The sequence below is a fragment of the Salmonella sp. NW722 genome, assembly GCF_051702785.1.
Classification (GTDB): domain Bacteria; phylum Pseudomonadota; class Gammaproteobacteria; order Enterobacterales; family Enterobacteriaceae; genus Salmonella; species Salmonella enterica.
Genome location: NZ_JAMMIN010000005.1, coordinates 438953 through 454481, shown reverse-complemented (window position 1 = coordinate 454481; position 15529 = coordinate 438953). Strand labels below are relative to the sequence as shown.

Annotated in this window: 16 protein-coding genes; 10 read left to right on the top strand and 6 right to left on the bottom strand. The window is 55.1% G+C overall.

The window, feature by feature from the left end; translation table 11 throughout:
- Positions 1 to 44: 44 nt before the first annotated feature.
- From NA330_RS15280 to NA330_RS15270, 3 genes are all read right to left on the bottom strand, one after another.
- Complete coding sequence (locus NA330_RS15280; RefSeq protein WP_000989296.1) at positions 45 to 740, bottom strand: CidB/LrgB family autolysis modulator; 696 nt, start codon at positions 738 to 740, stop codon at positions 45 to 47.
- Positions 737 to 1135, bottom strand: coding sequence for a CidA/LrgA family protein (locus NA330_RS15275; protein WP_000045719.1), 399 nt, complete (start codon positions 1133 to 1135; stop codon positions 737 to 739). Before NA330_RS15275 ends, NA330_RS15280 begins: the two co-directional genes overlap by 4 nt.
- A gap of 131 nt (positions 1136 to 1266) precedes the next feature.
- Positions 1267 to 2175: a LysR substrate-binding domain-containing protein gene (locus tag NA330_RS15270; protein WP_000024658.1), complete on the bottom strand. Its 909-nt coding sequence runs from the start codon at positions 2173 to 2175 to the stop codon at positions 1267 to 1269.
- 125 nt (positions 2176 to 2300) lie between these two features.
- Between NA330_RS15270 and mhbT the strand changes: the two genes are divergently transcribed.
- From mhbT to dusC, 6 genes are all read left to right on the top strand, one after another.
- Positions 2301 to 3659: a 3-hydroxybenzoate transporter MhbT gene (gene mhbT, locus NA330_RS15265; protein ID WP_023242596.1), complete on the top strand. Its 1359-nt coding sequence runs from the start codon at positions 2301 to 2303 to the stop codon at positions 3657 to 3659.
- A gap of 11 nt (positions 3660 to 3670) precedes the next feature.
- Positions 3671 to 4708, top strand: coding sequence for a gentisate 1,2-dioxygenase (gene gtdA, locus NA330_RS15260; protein ID WP_001289857.1), 1038 nt, complete (start codon positions 3671 to 3673; stop codon positions 4706 to 4708).
- A 15-nt stretch (positions 4709 to 4723) separates the two neighbouring features.
- Positions 4724 to 5425, top strand: coding sequence for a fumarylacetoacetate hydrolase family protein (locus NA330_RS15255; RefSeq protein WP_000170626.1), 702 nt, complete (start codon positions 4724 to 4726; stop codon positions 5423 to 5425).
- A gap of 8 nt (positions 5426 to 5433) precedes the next feature.
- Positions 5434 to 6078 (top strand): maleylacetoacetate isomerase, encoded by a 645-nt coding sequence (gene maiA / locus NA330_RS15250; RefSeq protein WP_000781183.1) that lies wholly within the window; start codon positions 5434 to 5436, stop codon positions 6076 to 6078.
- 14 nt (positions 6079 to 6092) lie between these two features.
- The gene (locus NA330_RS15245) at positions 6093 to 7286 is read left to right on the top strand and encodes a 3-hydroxybenzoate 6-monooxygenase (protein WP_023242597.1); all 1194 of its coding nucleotides are present in this window, start codon (positions 6093 to 6095) and stop codon (positions 7284 to 7286) included.
- 108 nt (positions 7287 to 7394) lie between these two features.
- Positions 7395 to 8333 (top strand): tRNA dihydrouridine(16) synthase DusC, encoded by a 939-nt coding sequence (dusC, locus tag NA330_RS15240; RefSeq protein WP_001264846.1) that lies wholly within the window; start codon positions 7395 to 7397, stop codon positions 8331 to 8333.
- Between the two features lie 57 nt (positions 8334 to 8390).
- Here the strand turns inward: dusC and yohP are convergent, their stop codons facing one another.
- Positions 8391 to 8474, bottom strand: coding sequence for a small membrane protein YohP (gene yohP, locus NA330_RS15235; protein ID WP_000698460.1), 84 nt, complete (start codon positions 8472 to 8474; stop codon positions 8391 to 8393).
- A 317-nt stretch (positions 8475 to 8791) separates the two neighbouring features.
- Between yohP and mdtQ the strand changes: the two genes are divergently transcribed.
- Together mdtQ and NA330_RS15225 are read left to right on the top strand one after the other, a co-directional pair.
- Positions 8792 to 10228: a multidrug resistance outer membrane protein MdtQ gene (gene mdtQ / locus NA330_RS15230; RefSeq protein ID WP_001081457.1), complete on the top strand. Its 1437-nt coding sequence runs from the start codon at positions 8792 to 8794 to the stop codon at positions 10226 to 10228.
- Between the two features lie 65 nt (positions 10229 to 10293).
- Positions 10294 to 11055, top strand: a complete 762-nt coding sequence (locus tag NA330_RS15225; RefSeq protein ID WP_000169608.1) for an SDR family oxidoreductase — start codon at positions 10294 to 10296, stop codon at positions 11053 to 11055.
- Between the two features lie 48 nt (positions 11056 to 11103).
- Here the strand turns inward: NA330_RS15225 and NA330_RS15220 are convergent, their stop codons facing one another.
- The gene (locus NA330_RS15220) at positions 11104 to 11673 is read right to left on the bottom strand and encodes a DedA family protein (RefSeq protein ID WP_023242136.1); all 570 of its coding nucleotides are present in this window, start codon (positions 11671 to 11673) and stop codon (positions 11104 to 11106) included.
- 158 nt (positions 11674 to 11831) lie between these two features.
- Here NA330_RS15220 and NA330_RS15215 point away from each other — a divergent pair, with 158 nt between their 5' ends.
- Positions 11832 to 12419, top strand: coding sequence for a Yip1 family protein (locus NA330_RS15215; protein WP_001017057.1), 588 nt, complete (start codon positions 11832 to 11834; stop codon positions 12417 to 12419).
- A gap of 164 nt (positions 12420 to 12583) precedes the next feature.
- A complete protein-coding gene (gene pbpG, locus NA330_RS15210) occupies positions 12584 to 13531 on the top strand; it encodes a D-alanyl-D-alanine endopeptidase (protein WP_000911555.1) in 948 nt (315 codons plus the stop codon).
- Between the two features lie 57 nt (positions 13532 to 13588).
- Here the strand turns inward: pbpG and dld are convergent, their stop codons facing one another.
- Positions 13589 to 15319 carry a D-lactate dehydrogenase gene (dld, locus tag NA330_RS15205; RefSeq protein WP_000095234.1) on the bottom strand — a complete coding sequence of 577 codons (1731 nt, stop codon included), beginning with the start codon at positions 15317 to 15319 and terminating at the stop codon, positions 13589 to 13591.
- Between the last annotated feature and the right edge of the window lie 210 nt (positions 15320 to 15529).

The following is a 15529-nucleotide window of genomic DNA, read 5'->3' as shown; positions in this document are numbered from 1 at the left end:
TGCGCGACGTATCGCAAATTTTAACCCGGTCTTTTGTCCCGTCGTTAGCGCATTACCGCCAGAATGAGCGGAAACAAAAAGGGCGCTACCAGCGAGGTAATAATGCCGCAGATCACCAGCGCCAGGGAGCTAAACGCGCCTTCCTGGTAATCCAGCTCGGCGCAGCGCGCAGTACCGAGCGCATGTGAGGCGGTCCCCATTGCCAGCCCGCGTGCGGCCTTAGTACGGATGTGCATCGCGTTTAACAGCGTGTGGCCAAACACCGCGCCCAGAATACCGACAAAAATTACGCATACCGCGCTGATCGCGGGGATGCCGCCGATGCTGCCGCCCACCGCCATCGCGATAGGCGTAGTCACGGATTTAGGCAGTACCGATGCCGCGATTTCAGGCGTTGCGCCCATCAGCAAGGCAACGGATGTTCCGGTAATCATCGCTACCAGACTGCCGACAAAACAGATGCTAATAATGGATTTCCAACGCGCGCGAATCTGGTGCAACTGTTCATAAAGGGGATAGGCCAGCGCCACCACCGCCGGTTGCAGCAGATCGTTAAGTACTTCGCTGCCTTTGAAGTAGTGCTCGTAGGGAATACCGGTCAGCAACAGAAAAGGAATAATGACTACCATTGCCACCAGCAGCGGATTCAGCAACGGCATTTTAAAATGCGCCGCCAGTCTGCGGGCGGCGAAAAATACCGCCAGCGTCAGCGGTAACGACCACCAGATATATGTCATCATTTTTTCGTTCCCTTCTGCCCAACCACTTTACGCTCACCGTGTATCAGATGTGAACTCCAGCTTACGACCACAAAAACGACCAGCGTACTGATAGCGCAAGAGACCACCACCGGGCCGAATTGCGCGCGCAGTAAATCAAAATATTGCATGACCCCGACGCCAATCGGCACAAACAGCAACGCCATATAACGAATCAGCACATAGCAGCCGGGGTTAACCCACTTTGCCGGCAGAATTTGCAGCGCCAGCAACACAAACAGAATTAACATCCCGATAATGCTGCCGGGAATAGTGATAGGAAGCAGTGATGCAAGAAAAATGCCTGCGTACAAACAGGCATAAATCAATACAAAAGCGCGTATATATTGCCAGATAATATTCAGTGACTTACTCATGTTTAAAGCCCTTGATGAGATGGATTCATCATACAATTAAACGTTAAAACGTGCTACCGATCACATCATGAATTCTTAGCATAGTGGGTATAGACAGCAGGAACATCGGGCAATGCCCCTGGTCGGCGGCGTTAAACCTGGGCTAAAAAATACAAAAAGCGACTCAGGGCCAAAGACGGCGTCTCATTCTTACGCCAGAACATCCCTACGCTGCCTTTTTGCTCAATTTTTGGCAAGTTTAAAATCGCCAGTTGTCCCTGGCTGGCATAGCGTTGCGCCAGCCGTAAAGAAAGAATAGAGATCATATCGCTGCTTTGCAGCAAATTGGTGCTGACGTTCATTGACGCCGATTCAATGGTGTTTTCCGGGAGCATGACGCCGTTATCGACGAGGGCGTTATCAATACTGATGCGAATAGGGGTGCCGGTTGGCCAGACTATCCACCGCCAGTGCGCCAGATCGCTCCAGGCGATCTGCGCTCGCGCGGCCAGCGGATGGTGCGGACGCGCCACAAAGCAGACCGGCTCGGTATAAAGTACCTGATAATTAAGCGGCAGTTGCAGGGCGCGGCCGCCGACACGCCCTACCACCACATCCACCTGACCGGCAAGCAAATCGTGCAGCAGCGGCGTCATTACCTTCTCTTCAATATTCAGATGCAGCGTCGGCATTTCGTTAAGCAGGCTCAGAATCGCCTGTGATACGCAGTCAGTCGCCACGGGCGAACAGCCGATCTTCAGGCTGCCAACCAGGCCGCCCTGCTTGAAACGGGCGATTTCATACTGTGAACGCTCCAGATCGTTAATTAGGCGCTGGGCGTGCTGGAGCAGTAATTTACCGCCTTCCGAGGGCCGTAGCCCTTTACTGTGGCGCTCAAAAAGCGTGATGCCTATCTCATCTTCGAGTTGAGATAACCACTTCGATAGCGCCGGCTGGGAGATATTCATCATCCGGGCGACATGCGTCAGGTTGCCCTGTTCGCCCAGCGCAACCAGCGTTTGCAGGTGATGTAATTTCAATTTCTGCGCCCAGTTCGCCATTCGCTATAACCTCCAGGTTATGTCTCTGCCTGAAAAGCCATTGTACATTTTATCGCTCCCTCTACAAACTCGTAACATAGCAAACATAAAAACAACATCTATCTCCCTGCACTGAGGCATTAGCTATGACTCAACAACGTGATCTACAAGCCCTTATTGATGCCGCGCCCGTCGGCAAAATGCAGTGGCGCGTTATCATCTGCTGTTTTCTGGTGGTTATGCTCGACGGTTTTGACACCGCCGCGATTGGCTTCATCGCCCCGGATATTCGTACTCACTGGCAGCTAAGCGCCAGCGAACTTGCGCCGCTGTTTGGCGCAGGGCTGCTGGGGCTTACGGCCGGCGCGCTGCTATGCGGGCCGCTGGCGGATCGCTTTGGCCGCAAGCGGGTCATTGAGCTTTGCGTGGCGCTATTCGGCGCATTGAGCCTGCTTTCCGCTTTCTCGCCGGATATAGAAACCCTGGTGTTGCTGCGTTTCTTAACCGGTCTGGGACTGGGCGGAGCGATGCCTAATACCATCACCATGACGTCGGAATACCTTCCCGCTCGTCGACGCGGAGCGCTGGTCACGCTGATGTTCTGCGGTTTTACCCTGGGGTCGGCGATGGGCGGGATTGTGAGCGCGCAACTGGTGCCGCTGATTGGCTGGCACGGAATTCTGGCGTTAGGCGGCATCTTGCCTTTGCTGCTGTTTTTCGGCCTGCTGTTCGCGCTGCCGGAATCTCCCCGCTGGCAGGTACGTCGCCAACTACCGCAAGCCGTTGTCGCCCGGACGGTCAGCGCCATTACCGGCGAGCGCTATCACGGTACGCAATTCTTTCTGCATGAGACGGCAGCCGTCGCCAAAGGCAGTATTCGCCAGCTTTTTGCCGGGCGACAGCTTGTCATTACCCTGATGTTATGGGTGGTGTTCTTTATGAGCCTGCTCATTATCTATCTGCTTTCCAGCTGGATGCCGACGTTACTTAACCATCGCGGTATTAATCTGCAACAGGCGTCGTGGGTGACTGCCGCATTCCAGGTTGGCGGCACGCTTGGCGCGCTGTTACTCGGCGTGTTGATGGATCGGCTTAACCCGTTCCGGGTACTGGCGGTGAGCTATGCGCTGGGCGCGGTTTGCATTGTCATGATAGGCCTGAGCGAAAACGGCCTTTGGCTGATGGCGCTGGCGATTTTTGGTACCGGCATCGGTATTAGCGGTTCCCAGGTAGGGCTTAATGCTCTGACGGCGACGCTGTACCCCACCCAAAGCCGGGCGACGGGCGTGAGCTGGTCGAACGCCATTGGACGCTGCGGGGCGATTGTCGGTTCGCTCTCCGGCGGCATGATGATGGCCCTCAATTTCTCTTTCGATACGTTGTTTTTTGTCATTGCTATTCCGGCGGCTATCAGCGCGGTAATGCTTACCCTGCTGACGGTGGTTGTCCGCCTTTCGATTTCTGTACCTGACGACCTGCCGCGTGCCAGCGTCGTAAACGAATAAGGAGAATCTCCATGTCTGAAATAAATCAGAACGTAAAAGATAGCCGTCAACAGTATTACCAGCATATTTCCGGGCAGAATCTGACGCCGCTGTGGGAATCGTTACATCACCTGGTACCGCAGACGCCAAACGCCAACTGCGCGCCGGCCTACTGGAATTATCAGGAAATTCGTCCGCTACTGATGGAAAGCGGCAATGTCATTGGCGCGAAAGAGGCGATCCGCCGGGTGCTGGTGCTGGAAAATCCGGCATTGCGCGGTCAGTCGTCGATCACGGCGACCTTATACGCTGGTTTACAGCTGATCCTGCCCGGCGAAGTCGCGCCGAGTCATCGCCATAACCAGTCGGCGCTGCGTTTTATCGTCGAAGGTAAAGGCGCATTTACCGCGGTGGACGGCGAGCGCACGCCAATGCATACCGGCGATTTTATCCTGACGCCGCAGTGGCGCTGGCACGATCATGGTAATCCGGGATCAGAGCCGGTGGTATGGCTGGATGGTCTGGATCTGCCGTTAGTCAATCTCCTGGGCTGTGGTTTTGCGGAAGATTATCCCGAAGATCAGCAGCCGGTGACGCGAAAAGAGGGCGATTATCTGCCGCGCTATGCAGCGAATATGCTGCCGCTGCGCCACCAGCGCGGGAACTCGTCGCCGATTTTCAACTACCGTTACGACCGCAGCCGCGAGGCGTTGCACGATCTGACCCGTATGGGCGATCCGGATGAGTGGGAAGGTTACAAGCTGCGTTACGTTAATCCCGTCACCGGCGGTTATCCGATGCCGTCGATGGGCGCGTTCCTGCAACTGCTGCCAAAAGGCTTTGCCTCGCGTGTGGCGCGGAGCACCGACAGCACTATCTACCACGTCGTTGAAGGGGCAGGGCAGGTCACTATCGGCAACGAAACTTTTCATTTTTCCGCAAAAGACATTTTTGTGGCGCCGACCTGGCATGAGGTGTCGTTTCGCAGCAGCGAAGACACGGTGTTATTCAGCTTTTCGGACAAGCCGGTTCAGGAAGCCCTGGGGCTGTTCCGCGAAGCACGTTATTAATTAGGGAGAGAGAACATGACCAAATATGTATTCCAGCCGCAGGCCCCAGTGACAGTACCCGTGGCGGGCAGTGATGAGCAGTTTCCGGTACGTCGCGTTTACTGCGTGGGTCGCAACTATGCCGCCCATGCCCGTGAAATGGGCTTTGATCCCGATCGCGAACCGCCGTTCTTCTTTTGTAAACCAGCGGACGCTGTCGTCCCGGTAGCGGAGGGGGATACCCTGGAACTGCCGTATCCGGCGCAGACCGATAACTACCATTATGAAATTGAGCTGGTGGTGGCGATTGGTAAAAAGGGGAGCGATATTCCGCTCGAAAAAGCCCATGAATATGTCTGGGGATACGCCACCGGTCTGGACATGACGCGTCGCGATCGTCAGATGGAAATGCGTCAGATGGGACGCCCGTGGGAAATCGGCAAAGCGTTCGATCTCTCCGCGCCCATTGCGCCATTACACAAAGCCGCTGAAACGCATAATGTGGATAACGCCCCTATTTGGCTACAGGTTAACGGCGAAGACCATCAACGCAGCGATATTCGTCACCTGATTTGGTCGGTGAATGAAACCATCAGCTATTTGTCCGGCTTTTTTGAATTGCAGCCAGGCGATTTGATTTTCACCGGTACGCCAGAGGGGGTGGGCGCAGTGGTGAAAGGGGATGTCATCACCGGGAACGTAGAAGGTCTGACGCCGATTGCTGTGAAAATTGTCTGAGGTGAACGATGAAGCTGTACAGTTTCTTTAATAGTTCGGCGTCTTATCGTGTACGTATTGCGCTGGCGTTAAAGGGGATTGATTACCAGACAGTGGGCGTCAATATTCGTATCGGCCAGCAGAATGCGCTGGCCTACCGACGGATGAATCCGGTAGGCCTGGTGCCGACGCTGGTCACTGATGACGGCGAATCCTTGGGGCAATCGCTGGCCATCGTCGACTGGCTGGACCGACATTTTCCGCAAACGCCGCTGCTGCCTACGAGCGACCCGGCGCGCAGCCAGGCGCTGGAAATTGTCTACGCTATCGCCTGCGATATACACCCAATCAATAACATGCGCGTGTTGCGCTACCTGACCGATGAGCTGAAGGTTAGCGAAGAGGATAAAAAACGCTGGTACGCCCACTGGATACAGCAAGGGTTAAGCGCGGTAGAGCAGCTATTGCGTAAAAGTCAGTCCGGACGATTCTGCGTGGGCGACGCGCCAGGCCTTGCGGACTGCTGCCTGATTCCTCAGTGGGCGAATGCGCTCAGGATGGGCTGCGATTTATCAGGCTATCCGCGCTGTAAAGCCGTTTATGACGCCTGCGTACAGCTACCGGCGTTTATTGCCGCCGCGCCGGAAAATCAACAAGATAAAATCCCGGCCTGAAAAGGAGAATGACCATGACTCACGTGACAAGCGCAATTATTGTAGGTGGCGGAATCGGCGGCGCGGCGACCGCGCTGTCGCTGGCGCGCCAGGGAATAAAAGTCATGCTGTTGGAAAAAGCGCACGAAATTGGCGAGATTGGCGCGGGTATTCAGCTTGGGCCGAACGCTTTTTCGGCGCTGGATAGTCTCGGTGTGGGCGATGTTGCCCGCCAGCGTGCGGTGTTTACCGATCACATTACCATGATGGATGCCGTGAATGCCGAAGAAGTGGTATGCATTGAAACCGGACAGGCGTTCTGCGACCATTTTGGCGGGCCGTATGCGGTAATTCACCGGGTAGATATTCATGCAACGGTATGGGAAGCGGTGCTGACGCACCCTGGCGTGGAGTATCGTACCTCGACCCATATTGTCGATATCCGCCAGACGCCGGATGACGTTACGGTGTTTGATGAGCAGGGAAATAGCTGGACGGCGGATATTCTTGTGGGCTGCGACGGCGTTAAATCGGTCGTGCGGCAAAGTTTACTCGGCGACGCGCCGCGCGTAACGGGGCATGTAGTCTATCGGGCGGTGATTGATTGCGACGATATGCCGGACGATTTACGTATTAACGCACCGGTGCTGTGGGCAGGCCCGCATTGCCACCTGGTCCATTATCCGCTGCGCGGAGGCCAACAGTACAATCTGGTGGTGACATTCCACAGCCGCCAGCAAGAAGAGTGGGGCGTGAAAGACGGCAGTAAAGAAGAGGTGCTCTCTTATTTTGCCGGCATTCATCCCCGCCCGCGCCAGATGCTGGATAAGCCGACCTCCTGGCGCCGCTGGTCGACCGCCGATCGCGAGCCGGTCGCGAAATGGGGAACCGAGCGTATCACTCTGGTGGGCGACGCCGCGCATCCGGTGGCGCAATATATGGCCCAGGGCGCCTGTATGGCGCTGGAAGACGCCGTCACGCTGGGCAAAGCGCTGGAACGCTGCGACGGCGACGCGCAGCAGGCATTTGCGCTGTATGAGTCGGTGCGTATTCCCCGCACGGCGCGTATCGTCTGGTCTACCCGCGAGATGGGGCGTCTCTATCACGCCGCCGGGGTGGAGCGTCAGGTGCGTAATCTTTTGTGGAAAGGGAAATCGCAAGAGGCGTTTTATCGCGGTATCGAATGGCTGTACGGCTGGAAAGAAGATAACTGTCTTGAGCCGCGTTGAGCGCCTTACGTGACGTAGCGTGGCGTTTGCGCCGCCACCCGGCAAAAAGTTTTGCTCATTGCAGAGAGGCGTTATGATAGCGCCTCTTTTTTTGCTGTGGATACCGATATGCGTGTTTTACTGGCGCCGATGGAAGGCGTGCTCGACGCGTTAGTGCGCGAGCTGCTGACCGAAGTGAATGATTACGATCTCTGCATCACCGAATTTGTGCGCGTGGTGGATCAGCTGCTGCCGGTAAAAGTGTTTCATCGCATCTGCCCGGAGTTGCTTCACGCCAGCCGCACGCCGTCCGGCACGCCGGTGCGTATTCAGCTTCTGGGCCAGCATCCGCAGTGGCTGGCGGAAAACGCCGCGCGGGCGACGGCGTTGGGATCATATGGCGTGGACCTGAACTGCGGCTGTCCGTCAAAAGTGGTGAACGGCAGCGGCGGCGGCGCGACATTGCTCAAAGATCCCGAACTCATCTATCAGGGCGCGAAAGCGATGCGGGCCGCGGTACCGTCGCATCTTCCGGTGACGGTAAAAGTGCGTCTCGGCTGGGATAGCGGCGATAGAAAATTTGAAATCGCCGATGCGGTGCAGCAGGCCGGCGCCAGTGAACTGGTGGTGCATGGTCGTACCAAAGCGCAGGGCTACCGCGCCGAGCATATCGACTGGCAGGCGATCGGCGAAATACGCCAGCGTCTGACTATTCCGGTTATCGCTAATGGCGAAATCTGGGACTGGCAGAGCGCGCAGGCATGTATGGCGACCAGCGGCTGCGATGCGGTGATGATTGGCCGTGGGGCGTTAAATATTCCTAACCTGAGCCGGGTGGTGAAGTATAACGAACCGCGTATGCCGTGGCCGGAAGTGGTGACGTTATTACAAAAATATACCCGGCTGGAAAAGCAGGGCGATACTGGTTTATACCATGTCGCGCGTATTAAACAGTGGTTGGGATATTTACGTAAGGAATATATTGAGGCGACGGAACTCTTTCAGTCGATTCGGGCGTTAAACCGTTCATCCGAGATTGCGCGGGCGATTCAGGCTATTAAAATCTAATCTCTACAGCGTCCAGAACGTGTGCCGGACAGACATTATTGCTGCCCGGCGCAGGAATCAGAAAATCATCTTAAACACGCCCGTTACCACCAACAGCCCAATCAGAAAAATAATTAAGATTGCCCATAGAAGAATTTTCATTGTTTGTCCCTTTATTGGTAAATACAAACAAAGTATAGGAAAGTATTAAGCCATCTGCTGCCTTGTTGGGCGCGGCGACGTTTAACTCATGAAGGCTGCTGGCGCGTATTGCAGCAAAATCGTTCATTTATGAACGGGTTAGTGGGACTTTTCATTGAAGTATTACATCAAAAAATGTATCAGATGAAATTATTTGCTAATCATATAAATTTCAAAATATGTCTTTTGTTGTCTGATGATGTATTGCCACGCGTAACTAAAAAATAGATCGCCGTAAGACGTACTCTCTGCGCACCTTTTTTTATCAGAACACCTCCATGAATCGTAATTCTTTCCTTGCCGCGACAGCGAGCTTACCGCTTTTTATTTTGCTGGCGGGCTGCGCCCCTATGCACGATACCCGCCAGTCGCTGACCCAGCAGACGCCCTCTTCTCATGTTGATTCCAGCCTGCCGGCGGCATTGAAAAACGGTTGGCCGGATAGCCAGTGGTGGAAGGCGTATCACGATGCGCAGCTTGACGCGCTGATTGATAATGCCATACAGCATTCGCCGGATATGCAGGTGGCTGAACAGCGTATTCAACTGGCGGAAGCGCAGGCGAAAGCGGTTGAGGCGCAGGACGGCCCGCAGCTCGACTTTTCTGCCGACATTGAGCGCCAGCGAATGTCCGCGGAAGGGCTGATGGGGCCATTCGCGATTACCGACCCCGCGGCGGGAACGACCGGGCCGTGGTATACCAACGGTACATTCGGCCTGACGGCGGGCTGGGATCTGGATTTATGGGGGAAAAACCGCGCTGAAGTTACCGCGCGGATCGGGGCGGTCAAAGCGCGCGAAGCGGAGCAGGAGCAGACCCGACAACTGCTGGCAAGCGGCGTGGCGCGACTCTACTGGGAGTGGCAGACGCAGGCGGCGCTGAAAAATGTGCTGATGCAAATCGAGCATGAGCAGCAAAACGTGGTGACGGTAAACCGGGAGCTGTATCAACACGGCATTACTTCTTCTGTTGAAGGGGTCGAGACCGATATCGACGCCAGCAAAACCCAGCAGCAGTTGAATGACGTTAACGGTAAAATGAAGGTTATTGAAGCGCGGCTCAGCGCGTTAACCAATACGCAATCGGCGGCGCTCAAGCTGCGTCAGGTGAGTCTCCCCGCCGTTGAAAGCCAGTTACCGTCACAACTGGGGTATTCGTTGCTGGCGCGCCGGGCGGATCTACAGGCCGCGCACTGGTACATTGAATCCTCGTTGAGCAGCATTGACGCCGCGAAGGCCGCGTTTTATCCCGATATCAATCTGATGGCTTTTTTACAGCAGGATGCGTTACATCTGAGCGATCTGTTCCGCCATTCCGCACAGCAATATGGCATTACCGGCGGGCTGACGCTGCCGATTTTCGACAGCGGCAGGCTGAATGCCAACCTCGATATCGCCAAAGCGCAAAGCAATCTTTCTATCGCCAACTACAACAAAGCGGTGGTAGATGCGGTTAATGATGTGGCGCGCGCCGCCAGTCAGGTAGAGACGCTGGCGCAGAAAAATCAGCATCAGCAGCAGATTGAGCATGACGCGCAGCGTGTGGTCGGTCTGGCGCAAGCGCGCTTTAATGCCGGCATTATTGCGGGTTCCCGCGTGAGCGAGGCCAAAATCCCGGCACTGCGCGAGCAGTGTAACGGCTTGCTGTTGCAGGGTCAGTGGCTGGATGCCTCTATTCAGCTTACCAGCGCGCTGGGCGGCGGTTATCATTCCTGATTTTTCCGGATGATTCAGACAGGGTTCCTATACTTAGGCTGTGTATGATTCATCCGGAGAGGAATATGACCAAAGTCGCAATTGTAACGGCATCAGATTCGGGAATTGGCAAAGCGTGTGCGTTGTTATTAGCACAAAACGGTTTTGATATTGGTATCACCTGGCATTCTGATGAACGCGGCGCGCAGGAGACGGCGAAAAAAGCGGCGCAGTTTGGTGTGCGGGCTGAGACCATTCATCTTGACCTGAGCCAGTTACCCGAGGGCGCGCAGGCCATTGAACATCTTATTCAGCGCCTGGGGCGCGTTGACGTGCTGGTCAATAATGCCGGGGCGATGACCAAATCCGCGTTTATTGATATGCCGTTTACGCAGTGGCGGCAAATTTTTACCGTGGACGTCGATGGCGCGTTTCTCTGCGCGCAGATCGCCGCCCGGCATATGATTAAACAAGGAGAGGGAGGGCGCATTATCAACATCACCTCCGTCCATGAGCATACGCCGCTTCCGCAAGCCAGCGCCTATACCGCGGCGAAACATGCGCTGGGCGGATTGACTAAATCCATGGCGCTGGAACTGATTGAACATCATATTTTGGTCAACGCCGTCGCGCCAGGCGCTATCGCCACGCCGATGAATGATATGGATGACAGCGACATTGAGCCGGGATCGGAACCCTCGATCCCTATTGCCCGACCGGGTTCTACGCATGAAATAGCCAGCCTCGTCGCCTGGCTGTGTTCGGAAGGAGCAAGCTATACCACCGGTCAGTCGCTGATTGTCGACGGCGGATTTATGCTGGCGAATCCGCAATTCAACGCCAAATAAACGCCGGGTGCCGGATGGCGGCGTTATGCCATCCGGATACCATCGGGTTTAACGGGCCTCCGCTTTGCTGCGTCTTTTCAGCCACCAGCGCACGCCCACCACCAGGACGATGGCCAGAATCAGCCAGACCCCGTGCCTGAGATGCTGATCGAGGTCGTGCAGCCATGGCGCGATCACCTCGCCGCCAAGATATCCCAGCGTGGTAAATAGCAGCGCCCAGATCAGCGCGCCTACAATATTCAGCGGCAGAAAAATTTTAGGCGGCAGGCGGCTGGCGCCAATCAGCAGCGGACCAACCACCCGGAAGCCATACATAAAACGCGTGCCGATCACAAACAGATACGGATGGCGTTGGATCATTTTCTGCGCGCGACGAATCTTCGTATGATAACGCGGGAAACGACGCAGGATCTTCCCGCCATAGCATCGTCCTAACAGGTAAAGTAGCTGATCGCCCATCATCCCTCCCAGCGCGACAGCCGCCGCCACCAGCGGAAACTTGAGCAATCCCTGATGCGCCGCGACGCCCCCCAACAGGGTAACGGTTTCACCTTCGGCCATACTGCCGATAACCAGCGCCGCATAGCCATAATGCGTAATAAGCGTGTTGATATCCATGCGTAAACCACCTCCGGCATTAAGCATACACCCTGGCAAGAGGCGTGCGCGGCAAAGCCGACGTTTTACCGGAGACTATTTTGCTATTGCTCATAAAATAACCAGAAACTGAATTATACTTGAACATACTGGCATCTGAGGCAGCAGAAGGGGGCAGTATGAACCATGTATGGGGGCTTTTTTCCCATCCCGATCGGGAAATGCAGGTGATCAAAAGCGAAAACGAAACCGTTTCGCATCACTATACGCACCATGTTTTGCTGATGGCGGCGATTCCCGTCGTCTGCGCCTTTATCGGCACGACGCAAATCGGCTGGAATTTTGGCGACGGCAACGTGTTACAACTCTCGCTGTTTACCGCTTTTGCGCTGGCGGTCTTGTTCTACGGCGTGATGCTGGCGGGCGTCGCGGTGATGGGACGCGTCATCTGGTGGATGGCGCGAAACTATCCGCAACGGCCATCGCTTGCGCGCTGTATGGTTTTTGCCGGCTATGTCGCGACGCCGCTGTTTTTAAGTGGTCTGGTGGCGCTCTATCCCCTGGTATGGCTATGCGCTTTGGTCGGCGCTGTCGCGCTCTTTTACACCGGCTATTTGCTGTATTTGGGTATTCCGACTTTCCTTAACATTAATAGAGAGGAAGGATTAAGCTTCTCCAGTTCGACGCTCGCTATCGGCGTGCTGGTCCTGGAGGTGCTACTGGCGATCACCGTGATCCTGTGGGGATACGGCTACCGCCTGTTCTGATGCGAAAAGGGCTGGCGCAAAAGCCAGCAATGCAGCATTTGCTGACGATTCTTCTGTAGCGGCAACGCTGGCGTGCCGCTATGATGCCACTGCTAGCTTGAGTATAATCTTAGCTCAGGCGGTGTGCGTTACGACGCGCGTGAATCATTATCAGAAATCTCATCATGCTGAAATTCCGAGCTTCATTCCTGAGCCTTGCTCTGATGTTGGCCGTACCTTTTGCCCCGCAGGCCGTGGCGAAAACGGCAGCGACAACCGCGGCGTCTCAACCTGAGATTGCCTCCGGTAGCGCAATGATTGTTGATCTCAACACCAATAAAGTGATCTATTCGAACCACCCGGATCTGGTGCGTCCGATTGCCTCGATAACCAAATTAATGACGGCGATGGTCGTGCTCGACGCGCGATTGCCGCTGGATGAAATACTGAAGGTCGATATCAGCCAGACGCCGGAAATGAAAGGGGTTTACTCCCGCGTGCGCCTGAACAGCGAAATTAGCCGCAAAAATATGTTGCTGCTGGCGTTGATGTCATCCGAAAACCGCGCGGCGGCAAGCCTGGCGCACTATTATCCCGGCGGTTATAACGCGTTTATTAAAGCGATGAATGCGAAGGCGAAAGCGCTGGGCATGACGCATACCCGCTTCGTTGAGCCGACGGGGCTGTCGATTCATAACGTCTCGACCGCGCGGGATTTAACAAAATTGCTGATTGCCACGAAGCAATACCCGCTGATTGGCCAGCTAAGCACCACGCGCGAAGATATGGCGACATTCTCGCATCCGGCGTATACGCTGCCGTTTCGCAATACCAACCATTTGGTCTACCGTGATAACTGGAATATCCAGTTAACGAAAACCGGCTTTACCAATGCGGCGGGGCATTGCCTGGTGATGCGTACCGTGATCAATAACAAACCGGTCGCGCTGGTGGTCATGGACGCGTTCGGCAAATATACCCACTTTGCGGACGCCAGTCGCCTGCGTACATGGATTGAAACCGGTAAAGTCATGCCCGTTCCGGCTGCCGCGCTGAGCTATAAAAAGCAAAAAGCCGCGCAAATGGCGGCAGCCAGCGCCAGCGCCGGAGCGCAAACCGCACAGAACGATTAAGTCGCCGTAGGCCCGGCAGGCATCGCGCCGCCGGGCTTCACGGTAAACCACTCGGTGTTAATGCGTTTCGTCGGGCGTATTTTCCTGCCAGAATTTCCGCTTACTCGTTTTGCCGATACCGGGGTTCATACTGTTGGTCGGGTCATTTTGCCGATAAAAACGCGTCAGCGTTTCCGGCGCTTTATACAGATGTCCAACGTTGTGCTCCGCCGGGTATTGTGCCCCGCGCGCCTGCAACAGCTCCAGCATTTGCGCTTTCAGCGCATGGACGTCGACGCCTTTCTTCACGATATAGTCCTGATGAAAAACGTGGCACATAAAGTGACCGTAATAGAGTTTATGTACCAGTTGGCTGTCGATTTCCGGCGGCAGATGCTCGAACCAGTCGGTATCGTTGCGGCGCAGAGCGATATCCAGCGCCAGAATATCTTCCACTTCATCAGCGTGTACGGCCTGATAACGAATCGCTGCGCCAGCAGCGGCGAAGCGGTGCAGGAAGGCTTTGCTGCCTTCTTCCGGCGTACAGGTGAAGAAACCGCCCTCAGCGGATTTAAAAAATTCATTCAGCCAGCGTTGCGCTTCTGCGACGCCGTCTCCCGCCATTTTTAACAGCAGATGATGCTCATATTTATCGCGCCAGTTTTTCATTCGCGGCGGCAGATGGCTGGGAAACAGGTGGCCGAATTTCTGCATCGCGCGGTCGGTGAAATGCGGACGGAAAAATTTTACTTTTTCCAGCATCGCATCGGTTCGGCCTTTTAGCGTGAAAAAGAATGGCATCTTGTCGGTGCCGAGTTTATCGATCATCAGAAAGGTATCTTTACCGTACTGCTCCGCAATATCGTAGATATCGCGATGCATATATTCTCCCGCCACTGGCAGATTGTCGAAGTTCGCCAGAATATGCCGACGGATTTCAGTCAGTACCGCGGGCTGATTGGTGCCGATATAAAAAACCTGCTGATTTTTTTCCGCTGCAAAGGTATCAAGGCGAACGGCAAAAACCGCCAGTTTTCCGGCGCAGCCGGAAGATTCAAACAAACGGTCCGGGTCGGCGTTATAGCGGGCGGGCGTATCGGCGTTGATATCTCGTACCCGCGTCACGTAGTCGTGATCGTGCGCATGACGACCATCGTGACGCACATCCTCATCTTTAATCCGTTCATCATCCAGCTTGCTCAGGATCTGCTCCGGGGTATGCCCAAGATCGATACCCAGATGATTGACCAGTTGCAGTTTGCCTTGCTCGTCAATACGGGCAAAGAGCGACATCTCGGTATAGGCCGGGCCGCGCTGCACCAGCGAGCCGCCGGAGTTATTACAGATACCGCCGATGACCGACGCGCCGATGCACGACGAACCAATCACCGAGTGCGGTTCACGGCCCAGCGGTTTAAGCGCTTTTTCCAGCGCATAGAGCGTCGTACCGGGCCAGGCCAGAACCTGTTGGCCGTTATCCAGTAAGTGCAGCTTATCCAGCCGCTGGGTGCTGATAATCACAATATCGCGATCGTAGTCGTTGCCGTTCGGCGTGGAGCCTTCCGTCAGACCGGTGTTGGCGGCCTGCATCAGAATAATTTTGTCAGCGTTAACGCAGGCGTTGAGCACACGCCACAGTTCCAGTAACGAACCCGGGAAAACAACGGCCAGCGCGTCGCCCTGACCGGAACGGAAACCCTTGCGATAGCGGGCGGTTTTGGCGGGGTCTGTCAGCAGGTGAGAATGGCCTACCAGGCGGGCCAGCTCATTCAGGAACGTTTTATTATCAGTCATTGTTATGGAAGACATTCTCCACTCCTTGTGGTGGGACAAAATATCAGCGTTAAGCATAGCGCTTGGTATGACAATACGCTTTCTCATTCAAATTGTCTCTGTGTTGGTGGTATTCATTTGCCGCCTTGATACCATTTGCTGGCGGTTGCGTATTCGACTGTGTGGAAAATTAGGAGAATAACCTTCGCTTTCTTCTCCTCTCGCGTTTAGGCTTATGGCAAACTG

Coding starts and splice junctions, on each gene's coding strand:
- NA330_RS15280 (WP_000989296.1), bottom strand. CDS start 740: ATGATGACATATATCTGGTGGTCGTTACCGCTGACGCTGGCGGTATTT.
- NA330_RS15275 (WP_000045719.1), bottom strand. CDS start 1,135: ATGAGTAAGTCACTGAATATTATCTGGCAATATATACGCGCTTTTGTA.
- NA330_RS15270 (WP_000024658.1), bottom strand. CDS start 2,175: ATGGCGAACTGGGCGCAGAAATTGAAATTACATCACCTGCAAACGCTG.
- mhbT (WP_023242596.1), top strand. CDS start 2,301: ATGACTCAACAACGTGATCTACAAGCCCTTATTGATGCCGCGCCCGTC.
- gtdA (WP_001289857.1), top strand. CDS start 3,671: ATGTCTGAAATAAATCAGAACGTAAAAGATAGCCGTCAACAGTATTAC.
- NA330_RS15255 (WP_000170626.1), top strand. CDS start 4,724: ATGACCAAATATGTATTCCAGCCGCAGGCCCCAGTGACAGTACCCGTG.
- maiA (WP_000781183.1), top strand. CDS start 5,434: ATGAAGCTGTACAGTTTCTTTAATAGTTCGGCGTCTTATCGTGTACGT.
- NA330_RS15245 (WP_023242597.1), top strand. CDS start 6,093: ATGACTCACGTGACAAGCGCAATTATTGTAGGTGGCGGAATCGGCGGC.
- dusC (WP_001264846.1), top strand. CDS start 7,395: ATGCGTGTTTTACTGGCGCCGATGGAAGGCGTGCTCGACGCGTTAGTG.
- yohP (WP_000698460.1), bottom strand. CDS start 8,474: ATGAAAATTCTTCTATGGGCAATCTTAATTATTTTTCTGATTGGGCTG.
- mdtQ (WP_001081457.1), top strand. CDS start 8,792: ATGAATCGTAATTCTTTCCTTGCCGCGACAGCGAGCTTACCGCTTTTT.
- NA330_RS15225 (WP_000169608.1), top strand. CDS start 10,294: ATGACCAAAGTCGCAATTGTAACGGCATCAGATTCGGGAATTGGCAAA.
- NA330_RS15220 (WP_023242136.1), bottom strand. CDS start 11,673: ATGGATATCAACACGCTTATTACGCATTATGGCTATGCGGCGCTGGTT.
- NA330_RS15215 (WP_001017057.1), top strand. CDS start 11,832: ATGAACCATGTATGGGGGCTTTTTTCCCATCCCGATCGGGAAATGCAG.
- pbpG (WP_000911555.1), top strand. CDS start 12,584: ATGCTGAAATTCCGAGCTTCATTCCTGAGCCTTGCTCTGATGTTGGCC.
- dld (WP_000095234.1), bottom strand. CDS start 15,319: ATGTCTTCCATAACAATGACTGATAATAAAACGTTCCTGAATGAGCTG.